At 60.6% G+C, this 17,898-nt stretch carries 17 protein-coding genes; 16 read left to right on the top strand and 1 reads right to left on the bottom strand.

The annotated features are described in order from the left end of the window. Positions 1-19 precede the first annotated feature (19 nt). From C4N23_RS06720 to C4N23_RS06705, 4 genes are all read left to right on the top strand, one after another. Complete coding sequence (locus C4N23_RS06720; protein ID WP_097840085.1) at positions 20-772, top strand: exodeoxyribonuclease III; 753 nt, start codon at positions 20-22, stop codon at positions 770-772. Between the two features lie 24 nt (positions 773-796). Beyond that, the gene (locus C4N23_RS06715) at positions 797-1,282 is read left to right on the top strand and encodes a COG2426 family protein (protein WP_112144970.1); all 486 of its coding nucleotides are present in this window, start codon (positions 797-799) and stop codon (positions 1,280-1,282) included. 220 nt (positions 1,283-1,502) lie between these two features. Further along, positions 1,503-2,891 carry a Sapep family Mn(2+)-dependent dipeptidase gene (locus tag C4N23_RS06710; protein WP_112144968.1) on the top strand — a complete coding sequence of 463 codons (1,389 nt, stop codon included), beginning with the start codon at positions 1,503-1,505 and terminating at the stop codon, positions 2,889-2,891. After that, a complete protein-coding gene (locus C4N23_RS06705; RefSeq protein WP_112144966.1) occupies positions 2,891-3,316 on the top strand; it encodes a DUF3842 family protein in 426 nt (141 codons plus the stop codon). The genes C4N23_RS06710 and C4N23_RS06705 overlap by 1 nt, the downstream gene beginning before the upstream one ends. A gap of 175 nt (positions 3,317-3,491) precedes the next feature. Here C4N23_RS06705 and epsC read toward each other — a convergent pair whose 3' ends face one another. After that, positions 3,492-4,166, bottom strand: a complete 675-nt coding sequence (gene epsC / locus C4N23_RS06700; RefSeq protein ID WP_112144964.1) for a serine O-acetyltransferase EpsC — start codon at positions 4,164-4,166, stop codon at positions 3,492-3,494. Between the two features lie 447 nt (positions 4,167-4,613). On the opposite strand from epsC, the gene C4N23_RS06695 reads away from it, so the two are divergent. The 12 genes from C4N23_RS06695 (at position 4,614) to C4N23_RS06640 (ending at position 17,422) form a co-directional block, all read left to right on the top strand. Next, complete coding sequence (locus C4N23_RS06695; protein ID WP_112144962.1) at positions 4,614-5,801, top strand: dihydroorotase; 1,188 nt, start codon at positions 4,614-4,616, stop codon at positions 5,799-5,801. 148 nt (positions 5,802-5,949) lie between these two features. Next, positions 5,950-6,816: an orotidine-5'-phosphate decarboxylase gene (gene pyrF / locus C4N23_RS06690; RefSeq protein WP_055190850.1), complete on the top strand. Its 867-nt coding sequence runs from the start codon at positions 5,950-5,952 to the stop codon at positions 6,814-6,816. Next, complete coding sequence (locus C4N23_RS06685) at positions 6,797-7,570, top strand: dihydroorotate dehydrogenase electron transfer subunit (protein WP_112144960.1); 774 nt, start codon at positions 6,797-6,799, stop codon at positions 7,568-7,570. The genes pyrF and C4N23_RS06685 overlap by 20 nt, the downstream gene beginning before the upstream one ends. After that, positions 7,570-8,496, top strand: coding sequence for a dihydroorotate dehydrogenase (locus C4N23_RS06680; protein WP_112144958.1), 927 nt, complete (start codon positions 7,570-7,572; stop codon positions 8,494-8,496). Before C4N23_RS06685 ends, C4N23_RS06680 begins: the two co-directional genes overlap by 1 nt. Before the next feature lie 146 nt (positions 8,497-8,642). Next, positions 8,643-9,236: an orotate phosphoribosyltransferase gene (gene pyrE, locus C4N23_RS06675; protein WP_055190844.1), complete on the top strand. Its 594-nt coding sequence runs from the start codon at positions 8,643-8,645 to the stop codon at positions 9,234-9,236. A gap of 34 nt (positions 9,237-9,270) precedes the next feature. Then, on the top strand, positions 9,271-10,380 hold the full coding sequence (locus tag C4N23_RS06670; RefSeq protein ID WP_112144956.1) for a carbamoyl phosphate synthase small subunit: 1,110 nt from the start codon (positions 9,271-9,273) through the stop codon (positions 10,378-10,380). Between the two features lies 1 nt (position 10,381). After that, positions 10,382-13,621, top strand: coding sequence for a carbamoyl-phosphate synthase large subunit (gene carB, locus C4N23_RS06665; protein ID WP_055190840.1), 3,240 nt, complete (start codon positions 10,382-10,384; stop codon positions 13,619-13,621). A 141-nt stretch (positions 13,622-13,762) separates the two neighbouring features. After that, positions 13,763-14,074 carry an HU family DNA-binding protein gene (locus tag C4N23_RS06660; RefSeq protein ID WP_055190838.1) on the top strand — a complete coding sequence of 104 codons (312 nt, stop codon included), beginning with the start codon at positions 13,763-13,765 and terminating at the stop codon, positions 14,072-14,074. A 127-nt stretch (positions 14,075-14,201) separates the two neighbouring features. Continuing rightward, positions 14,202-15,389, top strand: a complete 1,188-nt coding sequence (locus C4N23_RS06655) for a DEAD/DEAH box helicase (RefSeq protein WP_112144955.1) — start codon at positions 14,202-14,204, stop codon at positions 15,387-15,389. A gap of 182 nt (positions 15,390-15,571) precedes the next feature. Beyond that, positions 15,572-16,225 (top strand): MerR family transcriptional regulator, encoded by a 654-nt coding sequence (locus C4N23_RS06650; protein ID WP_055190834.1) that lies wholly within the window; start codon positions 15,572-15,574, stop codon positions 16,223-16,225. Beyond that, entirely contained in the window at positions 16,206-16,517 is a 312-nt protein-coding gene (locus C4N23_RS06645; protein WP_055190831.1) for a heavy metal-binding domain-containing protein, read from the top strand. The genes C4N23_RS06650 and C4N23_RS06645 overlap by 20 nt, the downstream gene beginning before the upstream one ends. Beyond that, positions 16,514-17,422, top strand: coding sequence for a CPBP family intramembrane glutamic endopeptidase (locus tag C4N23_RS06640; protein WP_112144953.1), 909 nt, complete (start codon positions 16,514-16,516; stop codon positions 17,420-17,422). The genes C4N23_RS06645 and C4N23_RS06640 overlap by 4 nt, the downstream gene beginning before the upstream one ends. Positions 17,423-17,898: the final 476 nt, after the last annotated feature.

Here is a 17,898-nt window from a genome sequence, read left to right as displayed (position 1 = left end):
CATCAAAAGGAGCGACGAGATGAAACTCATCAGTTGGAACGTCAACGGTCTGCGGGCCTGTCTGACCCATGATTTTGCCGCAAGCTTTGCGGCGCTGGACGCCGACATCTTCTCGGTGCAGGAGACGAAAATGCAGCCCGGTCAGGCGGATTTCGCCCCGGAGGGCTACACCGAGTACACCTACTCCGCCGAGAAGAAGGGCTACTCCGGCACAGCGTGCTGGTGCAAACAGCCGCCGCTGGCCGTGACGATGGGCATCGGCATCGAGGAGCACGACCACGAGGGGCGGGTCCTGACGCTGGAATACCCGGAATTTTATCTCGTCAACTGCTATACGCCGAACAGTCAGGACGGGCTGAAGCGGCTGGACTACCGGATGGAGTGGGAGGACGCGTTCCGGGCCTATCTGCTGGGGCTGGACGCGAAAAAGCCGGTCATCCTCTGCGGCGATCTGAACGTGGCCCACACCGAAATGGACATCAAAAACGCCAAGACCAACCGGAAGAGCGCGGGCTTCACCGACGAGGAGCGGGCCAAGATGACCGAACTTCTGGCGGCGGGCTTTGCCGACAGCTTCCGCGTCATCCACCCGGACGAGGTGAAGTACAGCTGGTGGAGCTACCGCTTCCATGCCCGCGAGAAGAATGCGGGCTGGCGCATCGACTACTTCCTCGTCTCCCGCCGCATCGCCGACAGGATCCAAGCGGCGGAGATCCACAACGAGATCTTCGGCTCGGACCACTGCCCGGTCGAGCTGGTCATCGACCTGTAACACCTGTTTATAAAGGAGCTTTTCATGCTGAAAAACTATCTGATCGTCTTTTTCGTCTCCATGGTGCCCGTGGTGGAGCTGCGCGGTGCCATCCCCATCGGTCTGAGTCTGGGGCTGCCGGTGCTGCCCACCTATATCATCTGCGTGCTGGGCAATATGCTGCCGGTGCCCTTCATCTATTTGTTTGCCCGGCGGTTCCTCATCTGGGGCTACCACAAGCCGGTCATCGGGCCGGTCTGCAAGTTCTTCATCGTCAAGGGCGAAAAGGGCGGCCGCAAGCTGGAGGAAAAGGCGGGCAAGGGCCTGACCGCGGCTCTGCTGCTCTTTGTGGGCATCCCGCTGCCCGGCACCGGCGCATGGACCGGCACACTGGCGGCGTCCATTCTCGACATGAAGTTCAAGGACGTCCTCATTGCCTGCATGGGCGGTGTGCTGCTGGCCGGCATCATCATGGGGCTGGCCAGCATGGGGGTTCTGGGCGCGGCAAGCGGCTTGTTTGCAGTAGGCTGAGAGTGGCCGCATCTCCGGGAGCTTTCTCCCGCAAGTGAGTCGGGGATTCCATACCCCGCCCTATTGCCTTCGGCAACAGGGTCCCACCCGTCGGACACTTGCTGGAGAAACTCCCCTCGTGCGGCCGGGGGAACTGTTCGTTACCACTGGCAATCTCTAGGGAAGTGTGTTAGAATAGACGACGAAGTGTCTGTTACGACAAAGAAAGGACGAACCAACCATGGATCAGGCTTTGAACCAGAAGATCGACGCATTCATTGCGGCGAACAAGGACCGGTGGCTCAAGGATATTGAGACGCTCGTTTCCATCAACAGTGTCGAGAGTGCCCCTGCCGAGGGTGCCCCCTATGGTCTGGGCGCACGCGCTGCGCTGGACAAGACGCTGGAGCTGGCGGCAGGGATGGGCTTTGCCACCCGCAACTGCGAAAATCACATCGGCTATGCGGAGCTGCCCGGCGCGGATGCCGAGAAGTATCTGGCAACGATCTGCCATGTGGATGTGGTGCCCGAAGGCAACGGCTGGACGGGCGACCCGTTCAAGATGGAGGTCCGGGACGGCTGGCTCATCGGCCGCGGCGTGGCCGACGATAAGGGCCCGATGATCACCATCCTCTATGCCCTGAAGTTCCTCAAGGAGCAGGGCTATCCGCTGCGCTATCCCATCCGCGCCCTCGTGGGCGACAACGAGGAGACCTCCATGCAGGATGTGGAGTACTACCTGAAGAATTACCCGGCCCCGGCCTTCTGCTTTACCCCGGACGCCGAGTTCCCGGTCTGCAACGGTGAGAAGGGCCACTTCGGTGCCGAGCTGGTCAGCCCGGTCTGCAACGGCGTCATCAAGGAGTTCGTGGGCGGCGTGGCCAACAATGCCGTGCCCGACCGCGCCAGCGCACTGGTCGAGACCGACATCACCAAGCTGAAGAATGCCCCCAACATCACGCTGGAGCCGGAGGGCACCGGCGTGCGCATCCGCGGCTGGGGCAAGTCCGGCCATGCGGCATCTCCGCAGGGTACCGTCAACGCCATCGGTCTGGTGGTGAACTACCTGCTGGACAACGGCCTGTGCAACGACGCCGAGCGCGCCTATCTGGAAGCGCTGAAAAAGCTGCACGCCTCCACCGCCGGTGAGGGCATCGGCGTGGCCTGTGCCGACGGCCCCTTCGGCCCACTGACCGTCATCGGCGGCCGCATCTACATGCAGGACGGCAAGATGGTGCAGACCATGGACAGCCGTTACCCCACCTGCACCACCGGCGACAAGATGGCCGAGCAGATCCGCGCCGCCATCGGCTCCGGTGCATCGCTGGAGAATGTCGAGAGCGCCAAGCCCTTCTACATTGAGGCCGACACCCCCGCCATCAAGGCCTGCATCGACACCTACAACGAGGTCACCGGCGAGAACGCCACCCCGTTCACCATGGGCGGCGGTACCTACGCCCGCCACTTCCCCTATGCCGTCAGCTTCGGCCCGGAGCACAACGACGTCCAGCTGCCCTCCTTCGGCGGCCCGATGCACGGTGCCAACGAGTCTGCCCCCATCGACAAGCTCTTGGAGGCCATGAAGATCTACATCCTCGCGCTGCTGCGTCTTGAGGAGATCGACTTCTGATGGCGGCAAACGTTCTGGTCATTGACGGGCAGGGCGGGGGACTGGGCCGCCAGCTGGTGGCGGCCATCGCGGCGGCCTGCCCGGAGGCGGAGCTGACCGCCGTTGGCACCAACAGCTTGGCTGCCAACGCGATGCTCAAGGCGGGCGCGGCCCGCGCGGCCACCGGCGAGAACGCCGTGGTCGTCAACTGCCGCCATGCGGACGTCATCGTGGGGCCTATCGGCATCGTCATCGCGGACGCCCTGCTGGGCGAGATCACCCCGGCGATGGCCGCCGCCGTCTGCCAGAGCGGTGCCAAGCGGGTGCTCGTGCCCATCAACCACTGCGAAAACTATGTGGTCGGCGTGCCCGAACAGCCCGTCAGCCAGCTCGTGAGCGCCGCCGCACAGAAAGTCAAAGCCCTGTGCGAAGGAAAAACCTGCTAAAAATCGAAGAGGCTGTTGCAACGAACTCCCTCCGTCACGGCTTCGCCGTGCCAGCTCCCTCTCGGAGGGAGCCTTGGCGTAACGGTAAGCTGTGAAAGCCTCCCTCATTGAGGGAGGTGGCATCGCGTCAGCGATGACGGAAGGAGTTGTGCAACAGCCTCTTTTGTTTTGCAACTTATGATTTTTGGTTTCGCTTCTGAATTTCGTGGATCGAGGGCGGCACATCGCCCTGCTCGGAATGTTCGAGGGCGCTGATGCGGCGGTCGAGATCGGTGATGCGCTGGGCGACCACATCGGGCAGGTCCTGCTGGTCAAGGTCGTCGGCGGGGTTGACCGCTTTGTTGTTGATCCGCACGACCTCGGCGGGCACGCCGACGGCGGTGCAGTTGGCGGGCAGGTTCTTCAGCACCACGCTGCCCGCGCCGATGCGGGCGTTGTCGCCGATGTAGACCGGGCCCAGCACCTTGGTGCCCGCACCGATCAGGACGTTGTTGCCCAAGGTGGGGTGGCGCTTGCCGGTGTCCTTGCCGGTGCCGCCCAGCGTGACGCCGTGATAGATGGTGCAGTTGTCGCCGATCTCGGTGGTCTCGCCGAAGACGATGCCCATGCCGTGATCGATGAACAGGCACTTGCCGATCTTTGCGCCGGGGTGGATCTCGATGCCGGTCTTATGACGGCCGTGCTGGCTGACCCAGCGGGCCAAGAAAAAGTGATCGTGTTCATACAGCCAGTGCGCGATGCGGTGGTAGACCAAGATGTGAAAGCCGGGGTACAGCAGAACGACCTCCAGCACGCTGCGTGCGGCGGGGTCCTTGCGCTGGATGTTCCGTGCATCCTCCAATAAACCCATATGGGGAAACCTCCCTTTTTCCAAAACCCCGCCCCTCTTGCGGCGGTACTCTCTTCTGGGTATTATGATAACACATCCAAACTTTAATGTACAGCGTTTTGCTAGGAATTGCGCTCCAAAATTCCGCCTGCCCAGAGGGATTTTGATTTTTCGGTAGAGTAGCTAAAATTTGCCGAGTTCGGAGCGAAACCTTTTTACAAAGAAAAAAGCCCGGAAGCATTGACACATTTCGCGTTTCTATGATAAAATATAATGAAAATAAAACACACGAAAAAAGGAGACGCCGGAATGCTGCCCAAAATGTACGCAAATCTGAAAAAGCAGTTTGCAGCCGTTTTTGCGGTGGGTTCGGTGTTTCCTTTTTTCGTGGTCTGAACTTTTCCCTTTGAGGAAAAGTTCTTTTTTTTGCCCATTGGAGCGCACACCAAACACAGGGAGGGTTTTACCATGCTGCTTGTAAACGCTGTCAACGCAGAGGGCCGGGCCGTTGAGGTCTATGTCCGGGACGGAAAGATCGCGGCCGTCGGTCAGGGCTTGGAGGCTCTGGCCGGGGAAAACGAAGTCGTGCTCGACGCCGGGGGGCTGACCATTCTGCCCGCCTTCGTCGATCTGCACTGCCACTGGCGCACGCCGGGGTTCGAATATAAGGAAGACATCGAGACGGGCAGCCGCGCCGCAGCGGCGGGCGGCTACACCTTCGTCAACCTGATGCCCAACACCAAGCCCGTCTGCTCCTCGGCGGCACAGGCGGCCATGGTGGAGCAGAAGGCGGCGGAGATCGGCCTGTGCGACGTGAACCAGACGGTTTCCATCACCGAGAACTTCGACGGCAAGACGCTGGATCACCTCAAGACCCTGCCCGCCACGGTCAAGTTCATCACCGAGGACGGCCACGGCGTGCAGGACAATGCCACCATGGCGCGGGCCTTCGCCATCTGCACCCAGCGGGACATCACCGTGATGAGCCACGCCGAGGATATGGAGATCAGCCCGTGGGACTACCGGCTGGCCGAGGACATCGAAACGGTCCGCAACTGCTGGCTGAGCGAGTACTACCAGACCAAGCTCCACATGTGCCATGTGTCCACCCGCGGCGCGCTGGACGCCATCCAGATGGCAAAGCTGCGGGGGGCCCCCGTCACCTGCGAGGTGACGCCCCACCACCTGTGGTTCACGAACGACACCTGCGATTACCGCGTCAACCCGCCCATCCGCACGGCGGACGATGTGAGCGCCCTCATCGACGGCATCCGCACCGGCGTGGTGGACGCCATCGCCACCGACCACGCCCCCCACTCTGAGGAGGACAAGCTCAAGGGCATGGCCGGCATGGTGGGCAGCGAAACGGCCTTCGGCGTCTGCTACACCAAGCTCTGCAAGGAGGAGGGTCTGCCGCTGGAGCTGCTGGTCCACCTGATGAGCACCCGCCCGGCGGAGATCTTGGGTCTGGCCAAGGGCCGACTGGAGCCGGGCTGCGACGCCGACTTCGTGCTGGTCGATCTGGACACCCCCTACACCGTGGAGAAGGAGAAGCTCCACTCCAAATCCCACAACTGCCCCTACGACGGTGTGCAGTTGTACGGCAAGGTGTGCGCGACCATCAAGGGCGGCGAGCTGACGTACCAAGCAGACTGACTCCCTCCGGCGTCGCTTGCGCGATGCCACCTCCCTCTCGGAGGGAGGCAAAAGGCCCCCTCACCGAGGGGGCTGCCGCCCAAGGCGGCTGGGGGAGTATTCGATAGAGAAAACCGAAAGAAATCAGAAAGCAACGGAGGAACCAAAAATGACGAACATGGATAAACTGTACGAAGCAGTCGAGGCCCGCGGCCCGGTCTGCGTGGGTCTGGACACCGATTTCGGCTACCTGCCTGCGGATTTTGTGGACAGCACCCTGTCCAAGGGCGAGAACATCGTCCGCTTCAACAAGAAGCTCATCGACGCCACCAAGGCCGTTGCGGGCTGCTACAAGGTCCAGATCGCTTACTATGAGTCGCTGGGTCTGGAGGGCCTGAAGGCTTACGCCGACACCCTGAAGGCTGTCCGCGAGGCTGGCGTGCCCGTCATCGCCGACATCAAGCGCGGCGACATCGCCAAGACGGCCGAGATGTACGCTATGGGTCACTTCACCGGCGACTTTGAGGCCGATTTCGTCACGCTGGCTCCCTACATGGGCCTCGACTCCATCAGCCCCTACCTGCCCTACGCCGAGAAGCAGGGCAAGGGCATGTTCGTCCTCTGCCGCACCTCCAACGGCGGTGCCAAGGACTTTGAGTACGAGAAGCTGGCCGACGGCCGCCACGTCTACGATCTGGTGGGCGACAAGCTGAATGCCCTCGGCAAGGACTACATGGGCGAGCACGGCTACTCCTCCATCGGTCTGGTCATCGGCGGCACCCACATCGAGGAGGCCACCGAGATCCGCGCCAAGTATCAGGACAGCTTCTTCCTGATCCCCGGCTACGGCGCACAGGGCGGCAAGGCCGAGGATATCGCCCAGTACCTGACCCGCGGCAACGGCGGCGTGGTCAACTCCAGCCGCGGCATCCTGCTGGCTTACAAGAAGCAGCCCGGCGTCGCCTTCGACGAGGCCGCTTACAACGAGTGCGTGAACATGAAGGAGGCCATTGCCCATGCGTGCAGCCTGCTGTGAGGCCACCGTCCTGAGCCACGAGGTCGTGGCGGGGGACATCCGTCTGCTCCGCGCCCTCTGGCCGGACCGCGAGCATCTGCCCCATGCGGGCCAGTTCTTTACCCTGCGGGCGTGGGGAGCCGACGAAGCACCCTTCCTCTCCCGGCCCATCAGTGTCCATAAGTGGGAGCCGAAGACCCAGACCATCGAGTTCCTGTATCAGGTCATCGGCGAGGGTACCCAGAAGATCGCCCAATTGAAAAAGGGCGACAGCTTCCAGCTGACCGGCCCCATGGGCAACGGCTTTGACATCCCGGCGCTGGTGAAGCAGTACCGGAAGATCGCCGTCGTGGGCGGCGGCATCGGCACCGCGCCGATGTATCAGGTCACCCGCGAGCTGGCGGCAGCGGGCGTCAAACCCGACGTCTTCTTCGGCTTCCGGGATGCGCCCTACTGCATGGAGGAGTACCGCTCCATCGCGAACCTTGTCAAAGTCTCCACCGACACGGGTGCAGTGGGCTTCCACGGCTTCGTGACCCAGCTCTATGACCCGGCGGATTACGACGCGGTCCTCATCTGCGGCCCCACCGTCATGATGAAGAACGCCGCCCGCCTCTGCGCCGAGAGGGGCACCCCCTGCTTCGTCAGTCTCGAAAAGAAGATGGCGTGCGGCATCGGCGCGTGCCTCGGCTGCACCTGCGAGACCAAGGGCGGCGAGGGCAAGAGCGTGTGCAAGAATGGCCCGGTCTTTGATGCAACGGAGGTGTTCTTCTGATGGCAGACCTGAAAACGAACCTGTTGGGCTTTGTGATGAACAGCCCCGTCATCGGCGCGTCCGGCACCGTGGGCTACGGCGTCGAGTACGAGGAGCTGGCCGATTTTTCCAAGATCGGCGGCATCTCCGGCAAGGGCCTGACCCTGCACGGCCAGTACGGCAACAAGGGTGAGCGCCTGTGGGAGACGCCCTCCGGCCTGATCAACAGCATTGGCTTGCAGAACCCCGGCGTCCGGCACTTCATTGACGTGGAGCTGAACGAGATGTTGGAACTCAAGCAGAAATACGGCACGGTGGCCATCGCCAACCTCGGCGGCCACAGCGAGGAAGAGTATGTCGAGGGTGCCGCCCTGCTGAGCGAGAGCGCCGTGGACATCGTGGAGCTGAACATCTCCTGCCCGAACGTCAAGGTGGGCGGCATGGCCTACGGCGTCAAGGCCGAGGCGGCGGGCGAAGTGGTCCGGATGGTCCGCGACGCTTGCAAAAAGCCGCTGATGGTCAAGCTCAGCCCCCAAGCCGAGAACATCCCGGAGATGTGCAAGGCGGTAGAAGCTGCCGGTGCGGACGCCATCAGCCTGACCAACACCTTCCAAGCCTGTGCCATTGATCTGGAAAAGCGCAAGCCGGTCTTCAACAATATCTTCGCGGGCTTGTCCGGCCCGGCGGTGCGGCCCATCGCGCTGCGGATGGTCTGGCAGGCAGTGGGCGCGGTGAACATCCCGGTGGTGGGTCTGGGCGGCATCGCCACCGGCCGCGACGCACTGGAGTTCATCATGGCGGGTGCCACCGCCGTGCAGGTGGGCGCGGCCAACTTCGCGAACCCCCGCGCCATGGAGACCATCGCCGACGAGATGGCCGCATGGATGGACAAAAACGGCGTCAAGACGCTGGACGAGATCCGCGGCTGTGCCCGGAACGCCGAATAAAGCAATAAATAAACGCATAAAAATGCAAATATTCACGAAATAATAAAATTGAATGAATAAATTTGCGTTTCCATAAAAAGCGTGGTACAATACTGCGTGATAAGTACGAAAAAACACGAACTGTTGAAAAGAGAGGGAGAAGTACAATGAGTGAAGCACTTGAAATTCTGAAGAGCTGTGACGCATTTCTGGAGGGCCATTTCCTGCTCTCCTCCGGCCGCCATTCCAGCGCCTACTGCCAGATGGCTTATTTGCAGCAGTACCCCGACCGCTGCGCCGAGGTCATGAAGGCTGTGGCCGATCAGGTCAAAAAGATGGATGTGGACGTCATCGTCGGCCCGGCCATGGGCGGCATCGTCTACGCCTATGAGCTGGCCCGCCAGACCGGCAAGCGTGCCATCTTCACCGAGCGCGTCGATAACGTGATGACCCTGAAGCGTTTCGCCATCCATCCGGGTGAGAAGTGCCTCATCGCGGAGGACGTGGTGACCACCGGCATCTCCTCTCTGGAGACCAAGCGCGTCATCGAGGAGAACGGCGGCATCTGCGTGGGCATCACCTGCGTGGTGGATCGCACCAAGCCCGAAGCTCCGTCGCCCATCCCCATCGTGGCCAGCGCCCTCAAGCTGGACCTGCCCAACTACGCCCCCGAAGAGTGCCCCATCTGCAAGGAGGGCAAGCTGCCGCTGGTCCATCTGGGCAGCCGCAAGATGAAGCAGGAAGCAAAGCAGACCCTGTAAAGGCCGCGCATCTGTGTTGAAACAAGGAGTACCTATGAACGCTTATCTTCTTTTGGCGAACGGCATGGTCTTTGCGGGCCAGTCGGTTGGCGCAGAGGGCGTCACCGTGGGCGAAGTCGTCTTTGCCACCGGCATGGTGGGCTTTGAAGAGACCCTGACGGACCCCAGCTACTATGGCCAGATCATCACCCAGACCTACCCCCTCATCGGCAACTATGGCATGAACAAGGACGATATGGAGTCCGACCGGATCTGGGCCAAGGGCTACATCGTGCGCGAAGCCTGTACCACCCCCTCCAACTGGCGCTGTGAGGAAACGCTGGACAGCTTCCTGAAGAAAAACGATACCATCGGCATCGAGGGCATCGACACCCGCCACCTGACCCGCATCATCCGGGAAAGCGGCGTCATGAACGGTGCCATCCTGACCACCTTTGACCCCGCCGACCCCGCCAACAAGGCTGAGACGGACAAGCTCTTGGAGACCATCCGCGCCTATGCGGTGACCGACGCCGTCAAGAGCGTGACCTGCGAAAAGCCCGAAGTCTACAACGAAAAGGGCGAGACCCACATCGTGCTGATGCACTACGGCTGCAAGCGGAACATCGTGCGCTGCCTCGTCAAGCGCGGCTGCAAGGTGACGGTCATGCCCGCCTTTGCTACGGCAGAGGAAGTGGCCGCTCTAAACCCGGACGGCATCATGCTCTCCAACGGCCCCGGCGACCCCGCCGAACCGGTGGAGGTCATCGAGAACCTGCGCCGCATCTTTGACCTCGGCATCCCCACCTTCGGCATCTGCCTCGGCCACCAGCTCTCTGCGCTGGCCGCCGGTGCCAAGACCATGAAGCTGAAATACGGCCACCGCGGCGCCAACCAGCCCGTCACCGATTTCGAGTCCGGCCGCACCTTCATCACCAGCCAGAACCACGGCTACGCGGTGGTGGGGGATGAGCTGCCCGCCGAGATGGGCGAGGTGGCACAGGTGAACGCCAACGACGGCACCTGCGAGGGCATCAAGTACAAGAAGTGGAACTGCTTTACCGTCCAGTTCCACCCGGAAGCAAACGGCGGCCCCAAGGACACCGAGTTCCTGTTTGACCGCTTCCTGAACAACGTCAAAGCTGCAAAAAAGGAGGCACGCTGAAATGCCTAAGGACCCCAGAATCAAAAAGGTACTGGTCATCGGCTCCGGCCCCATCATCATCGGTCAGGCCGCAGAGTTTGACTACTCTGGTACACAGGCGTGCCGCGCGCTGAAGGCAGAGGGCATCGAGACCGTTCTGCTCAACTCCAACCCCGCTACCATCATGACCGACCCGGACGTGGCCGACCATGTTTACATCGAGCCCATGACCCTTGAGGTGGTGGAGCGGATCCTTGAGATCGAAAAGCCGGACTCTGTGCTGCCCAACCTCGGCGGCCAGATGGGTCTGAACCTCTCCATGGAGCTGGCCCGTTCCGGCTACCTCGACCGCACCGGCATCCGTCTGCTGGCCTGTAAGCCGGAGACCATCGACCGCGCCGAGGACCGGGAGCTGTTCAAGGAGACCATGGAAAAGCTGCACCAGCCCATCATCCCCTCCGAGGTGGTGGAGACGCTGCAGGACGCACTGGCCTGTGCCGACCGCATCGGCTATCCGGTCATCGTCCGCCCGGCCTTCACCATGGGCGGCACCGGCGGCGGCATCTGCGAGACCCGCGAAAAGCTGATCGAGATCGGCACCAACGGTCTGCGCCTTTCCCCCATCCATCAGATCTTGGTGGAAAAGTGCATCGCCGGCTGGAAAGAGATCGAGTACGAGGTCATGCGTGACCACAAGGGCAACGTCATCACCGTCTGCAACATGGAGAACCTTGATCCCGTCGGCATCCACACCGGCGACTCGGTGGTCGTGGCTCCGTCCCAAACCCTGACCGACCACGAGTACCAGATGCTGCGCACCGCTGCGCTGGACATCATCACCGAGCTGGGCATCGAGGGCGGCTGCAACTGCCAGTTCGCCCTGAAGCCCGACAGCTTCGATTACGCGGTCATCGAGGTCAACCCCCGTGTGTCCCGCTCCTCTGCGCTGGCCTCCAAGGCCACCGGTTACCCCATCGCCAAGGTGGCCACCAAGATCGCCATCGGCTATACGCTGGACGAGATCACCAACGACGTCACCGGCAAGACCTGCGCCTGCTTCGAGCCCGCGCTGGACTACATCGTGGTCAAGTACCCGAAGTGGCCCTTCGATAAGTTCGTCTACGCCGACAAGTCTCTGGGCACGCAGATGATGGCCACCGGCGAAGTCATGAGCATCGGCAACAGCTTCGAGGCCGCCATGATGAAGGCCGTCTCCTCCATTGAGCTGGGCATGGATACCCTGACCCACAAGCCCTTCGAGGAGCTGACCGATGACGAGATCGTGGCACATCTGCATGTGCAGGATGCCGAGCGCGTCTTCTGCGTCTACGAGGCCCTCAAGCGGGGCATCGATCACCAGACCATCTGGAACATCACCAAGATCGACTGGTGGTTCCTCGATAAGATGCAGCACCTCGCCAACCTCGAAAAGGGTCTGGCCAAGTGCAACGGCACTCTGAGCGTGGAGCAGTACAAGGAAGCCAAGAAGTACGGCTTCCAAGATAAGACCATCAAGCGTCTGGCACAGGTGGACAAGCTCCCCATCGAGAACTACCGCGCCGGTTTCAAGATGGTCGATACCTGCGCCGCCGAGTTCTCGGCCAACACCCCCTACTTCTACTCCACTTACGACGGCGACAACGAGGCCGCCGCGTTCATCGCCGAGAAGGAAGCCCAGAACCCCGAAAAGAAAAAGAAGGTCCTCGTCTTCGGTTCCGGCCCCATCCGCATCGGTCAGGGCATCGAGTTCGACTACTGCTCGGTCCACTGCGTCTGGACGCTGAAAAAGCACGGCTGCGAGGCCATCCTCGTCAACAATAACCCGGAGACCGTCTCCACCGATTTTGACACCGGCGACCGCCTCTACTTCGACCCGCTGAACCCGGAGAGCGTGGACAACATCATCGCCACCGAAAAGCCCGACGCCTGTGTGGTCCAGTTCGGCGGCCAGACCGCCATCAAGCTGGCCAAGCACATGGACGAGATCGGTCTGCCCATTCTGGGCACCCCGGCAGACGCCATCGACGAGGCCGAGGACCGCGAGCGCTTCGACGAGCTGCTGGAGCGCTGCAACATCCCCCGCGCCCCCGGCCGCACCGTTTTCAATCTGGAAGAGGCCCTTGCCGCAGCCGATGAGATCGGTCTGCCCGTCCTGATGCGCCCCTCCTACGTCCTCGGCGGCCAGAACATGATCGTCGCCTACACCAAGGCCGACGTCATCGAGTACATGGGCGTCATCACCGAGCACGTGGATATGGACCACCCCGTCCTGCTGGATAAGTACATCATGGGCACCGAGTGCGAAGTGGACGCCATCTGTGACGGTGAAAACTTCCTGATCCCCGGCGTCATGGAGCAGATCGAGCGCACCGGTGTCCACTCCGGCGACTCCATCTGCGTCTACCCGGCCCAGCACCTGACCAAGGCCGAGATCGATACCATGGTGGATTACACCGGCCGCTTCGCCCGCGAACTGCACGTCACCGGTCTGGTGAACGTCCAGTACGCGGTCTCCAACGGCAAGGTCTATGTCATTGAGGTCAACCCCCGCTCCTCCCGCACTGTGCCTTACATCTCCAAGGTCACCGGCGTGCCGATGGTGGATCTGGCCGTCCGTTGCTGCCTCGGCGAGAAGCTCACCGATATGGGCTACGGCACCGGTCTGCACCCCAATGCGCCTTATGTGGCCGTCAAGGTGCCCGTGTTCAGCTTTGAAAAGCTCCACGGCGTCGATACCCAGTTCGGCCCGGAGATGAAGTCTACCGGCGAGGTGCTGGGCATTGCCCCCAACTTCCACGACGCCCTGCTCAAGGGCCTCATCGGCGCGGGCTACACCTTCAAGACCCCCGGCCCGGCCTCTTGCTGCATCTTCACCGTGAAGGACAGCGACAAGCCGGAATTCGTGGATATCGCGTGGAAGCTCAAGAGCATGGGCTATAAGTTGTACGGCACCTCCGGCACCTGCGCTTGGCTGAACAAGCACATGGTCCCCTGCAACGAGGTGCGCAATATGTCCGGCGAGTCGCCTAACATCGTGGACCTGCTCCAGAGCGGTCTGGTGGATTACGTCTTCTCCACCAGCGCCAAGGGCCGCGACCCCAAGCGCGATTCCGTCCGGCTGCGCCGCAAGGCCGTGGAGCTGAGCATCCCCTGCATCACCGCCGTGGATACCGCCAATGCACTGGTGGAATGTCTGCGCAGCGAGCATGACCTGAAGGGTATCCCTCTGGTGGATATTGCAACGCTGTATCATAAAAATTGACCGCTTCAAGGTAACTCGTGCGCAAAAAGATGCGTTTCGTGCGCAATCCATCGTAATGGAGGGCCGCATTTGTTATAATCAACAACGCAAAATTTGCCAAAAGACGTTACTTTTGGACGTTCCAGGAGGATATCGATAAACATGACTCGTTCCCAGATGATTGAGACTGTGGCACGCAAGACCGGCTTTACCGAAGCGCAGGTCGAGACCACGATGGACGCTTTGTTTGACCAGATCGCTGACTGTCTGCGCGCAGATGAGAAGGTGACCATCGCCGGCTTTGGCCGTTTCGAGATGCGCCCCCGCAAGCCGAAGGCTTACACCAACCCCAAGACCAAGGTCTCCAGCCGTTTGGAGTCCACCTCCATCCCCGGCTTCAAGGCAAGCGGCCGTTTCAAGCAGAAGCTCGAAGCCGGCCGTGCCGCTGACAAGAGCGTCGAAGAGACTGCCTGATTTCCTACATAGGAACTCAAATCCAAGAGCTGTGCCCCCCAAACCGGAGCACGGCTCTTTTTGTTACTGACAAGCGGCGCATTTCATGGTATACTGTAAGAAAATCAGAACGGAACGGAGAAGGAACATGCTGTACAGTGAATTGCAATGCAGCGAAGCGATCCACAAGGCTGTGGAACAGATGGGCTTTGCGGAAATGACTGAGATTCAGGAAAAGACGATTCCCGTCATGCTGGCGGGGCGGGATGTCATCGCCAAGGCCCCCACCGGCACCGGCAAGACCTGCGCCTTCGGCATCCCGGTGGCGGAGCAGATCGACCCGGCCCGGAAAGTGCCGCAGGCGGTCATCATGGCCCCCACCCGTGAGCTGGCCCAGCAGATCGCCGACGAGCTGGCGGCTCTCACGGCCTTTATGCCGGGCGTGGAGGTCGCATGCGTATACGGCGGCGCCAATATGGAAAAACAGGCCAAACGCCTCGCAGAAGGGTGTCAGATCGTGGTGGCGACGCCGGGCCGCCTGATGGATCACTACAAACACCACAGCATTGACCTCTCCCATGTGACCCAGATCGTCCTCGATGAGGCGGACGAGATGCTGAACATGGGCTTCTATAAGGATGTCCGCCATATCATCGAACTGATGAAGGCCCGCAAGCACCTGTCCATGTTCTCGGCCACCATCAGCCGCGAGGTGATGGACATCGGCTGGCTGTACCAGAAGAACGCCGAGGAAATCACCGTCCAGCCCAAGGAGGAGAGCCAGCCCAAGATCACCCAGTACATGCTGGAGACCTCCGGCCGCAACAAGCTGTCCGATCTGGCCCAGATCATCATCGGCGAACATTATAAGCGGGTCATGGTCTTCTGTGATACCAAGTTCAACACCGCCACGCTGGCCAACCAGCTGGCCCGCCTCGGCTTCTCGGTGGACTGCCTCCACGGCGACCTCTCCCAGAAAGAGCGCAACCAGATCATGCAGAACTTCCGGGACGGCAAGCTGGCCATCCTTGTGGCCACCGATGTGGCTGCCCGCGGCATCGACGTCTCGGATGTGGATGCCGTCATCAACTACGATGTCCCCGGCGACAACGAACATTACACCCACCGGATCGGCCGCACCGGCCGCGCCAAGAAGGAGGGCGTCAGCTACCTGTTCTACGTGCCGGAGGAGAAAAAGCGGGTGCAGGAGCTGCTGCGCCTGACCCGCAATACGGAGCTGTGTACCCCGGTCCACTTTGACTTCAACCATGAGCACATCGTGGTGGAAAAAAAGCAGGACAATGCGGACCGGTTCCAGATCAAATGTTACTTTTAATTTGAATCCACTCCCTCAGTCTCGCATTCGCTCGCCAGCTCCCTCTAAGAGGGAGCCTTTTGTCAGGCCCCATCTCCGAGGGGGCTGTCTGCGAAGCAGACTGGGGGATTTTTTTCAAAAAGCTGTTGACCTTCCCCCTTCTGGAGGGTGTAAAGTAAGCGTGTAAGGAGGCTGCGGAACCGATGAAGATCAACGAAGTAGAAGCCGCTGTGGGCGTGACCAAAAAGAACATCCGTTTTTACGAGGAAGAAGGGCTCATCCACCCCGGTCGGGAGCCGGGCAATGGATATCGCAGCTACTCGGCGGCGGATGTGGAGCGTCTGCGCCGGATCAAGCTGCTGCGCAAGCTGGACGTGCCGCTGGCGGAGATCCGGCAGATGCTGGAGGGAGAGTGTACTCTGGCCGACGGGATGACCCGCCAGCTGGAACGCTTGAACACCCGCCGCGCCGACCTCAACGAAGCAGTGGAATTCTGCACGCTGCTCCAGAAAGAGCCGGTCAGCCTCAATGAACTGGATGTGGAGCAGACGCTGGCGCGCCTTGCCGCAAAAGAGGAACAGGGGGTAACATTTGTGGATATTGAACAGGTGGACCGGAAAGCCGAGCGCATCAAGGGTGCGCTGGTGGGAGCCGGATTGTTTACTGCGATCATGCTGCTGACCATCGGCATCATGGCGTGGTCGTTCTGCGTCGACCCGCAGGATGTGCCGCCGCTGCCGCTGTTGGTGGTGCTGTTCGGCATCCCGGCGGCGTGCATCATAGGAACGCTGAAGGTTCTGGTGGATCGACTCAAGGAGATCGGAAAGGGAGAAGAAGATGCTTATCGTAACTATTAACGAAGTTCCGGGCAAAAAGCTGGAAGCGCTGGGCGTGGTGCGGGGAAGCACCGTGCAGAGCCGCAACTTCGGCCACGACATTATGGCCGGGTTCCGCACTCTGGTAGGAGGCGAAGTGACCGACTACGCCGAGATGCTCACCGAAGCCCGGCAGATCGCCACTGGCCGCATGGTCAAAAATGCGGAGGAGCTGGGTGCTGATGCCGTGGTCGGGATGCGCTACGCTTCTGCCAGCGTCATGCAGGGCGCGGCAGAGGTCATTGCTTACGGAACGGCGGTGAAGTTTGTATGAGTACGAAAGAAAAACAGAGCTTTGCACTCTATTTCCTCCTTGCCTTTGGTTTGGCATGGCTGTGTCAGGTGTATGGAAGTCTGCTGCTCCTGCGGGACGGCAATGCCGCGGTTTACCGCGCCCTGCTGTCCGTGAGCATGTTCTGCCCGCTTGTTGCGGTCTTGGCAGCGAAACGGATTGTTCTGCATCAGCCCACCGGCATCGGCTGGAAAGTGCGGGGCAAGCGCCGCTACTGGCTGGCGGCGTGGTTTGGCCCGGCGGTGTTCACCGTACTGGCGGCGCTGCTCTACTTTGCAGTGTTTTCGTCCCGGCTGGACCTCTCCGGAAGCTGGCTGGTGACAGCCTACGGAGGCGAGATGGATGCCGAGACTCTGCGCAGCCAGTTGGGTGTATCCAGCCTCAGCTACATGCTGGAAACGGGTCTGTTCGCGATCACGCTGGCCCCGCCCATCAATATGCTGTTTGCAGTAGGGGAAGAAGCGGGCTGGCGCGGATATATGATGCCCCAGCTCAAGGAACGCTTCGGTCTGCTCAATGGCCGTCTGCTGGGCGGCGTCATCTGGGGCGTGTGGCATTGGCCTATCATGCTGCTCACCGGCTATGAATATGGCACCAATTATCTGGGCGCCCCGGTGCTGGGCCTTGTGGTGTGGTGCGTGGTCTGCTTTGCACTGAACACCCTGCTGGATTGGCTCTACGAAAAGACCGGCTGCATCTGGGTGTCAGCCATCGCGCATGGGGCGTTCAATGCGGTGGCAGCTTTGTTTACGGTGTTGACCTACCCGGCAGATGCCTACTATAATGTGCTGGGCCCGACGCCCATTGGTTTGATCGGAATGCTGCCCATGTTGGCAGCAGCCGTCTGGCTGACTCTGCGGCAGGTAAAACAAGAAGAAATGAATTGAGACTCGAACTCCCGGCGGTGTGTGCTGCCGGGAGTTTTCTATATATAAATAGGAAGAAACCTGAAATATAGCCAAAACTCGGATCGTTTATGCCGAAAAACTGGCTGTTGCATACAAAGAACAAAAAATGACAAAAAACTTTGCAAAAAGACTTGCCAAAGCCCCTTGAATATGGTACTATATGTGAGCGCCAAGCGCTGAGGCAAAAGAATGACTTCCGAAGCCTCAGCAAGAAGCCGAAGAAAAGAACCAATAGACGTCAAGAAACACCAAAGAGATTTGAGAGGTTTCGGGACGCTCCAAGTTCAGGAAGTTCGACAGCTTCGAAAAAAAGAGCTTGACAAAAAATCACTTCTGTGATAAAATAATCGAGTCGTCAGCCGAAAGGCTGAGGCGCTCACAGGACCTTGAAAATTGAACAATATCGAAAAACTTGTAACGGAACCTATTTTCGTGTTGGAAAAACACGGTAAACA

This window comes from Faecalibacterium hattorii (assembly GCF_003287455.1).
In the GTDB taxonomy this organism is placed as follows: Bacteria; Bacillota; Clostridia; order Oscillospirales; family Ruminococcaceae; genus Faecalibacterium; species Faecalibacterium hattorii.
This window is presented reverse-complemented; position numbering and strand designations above follow the sequence as displayed.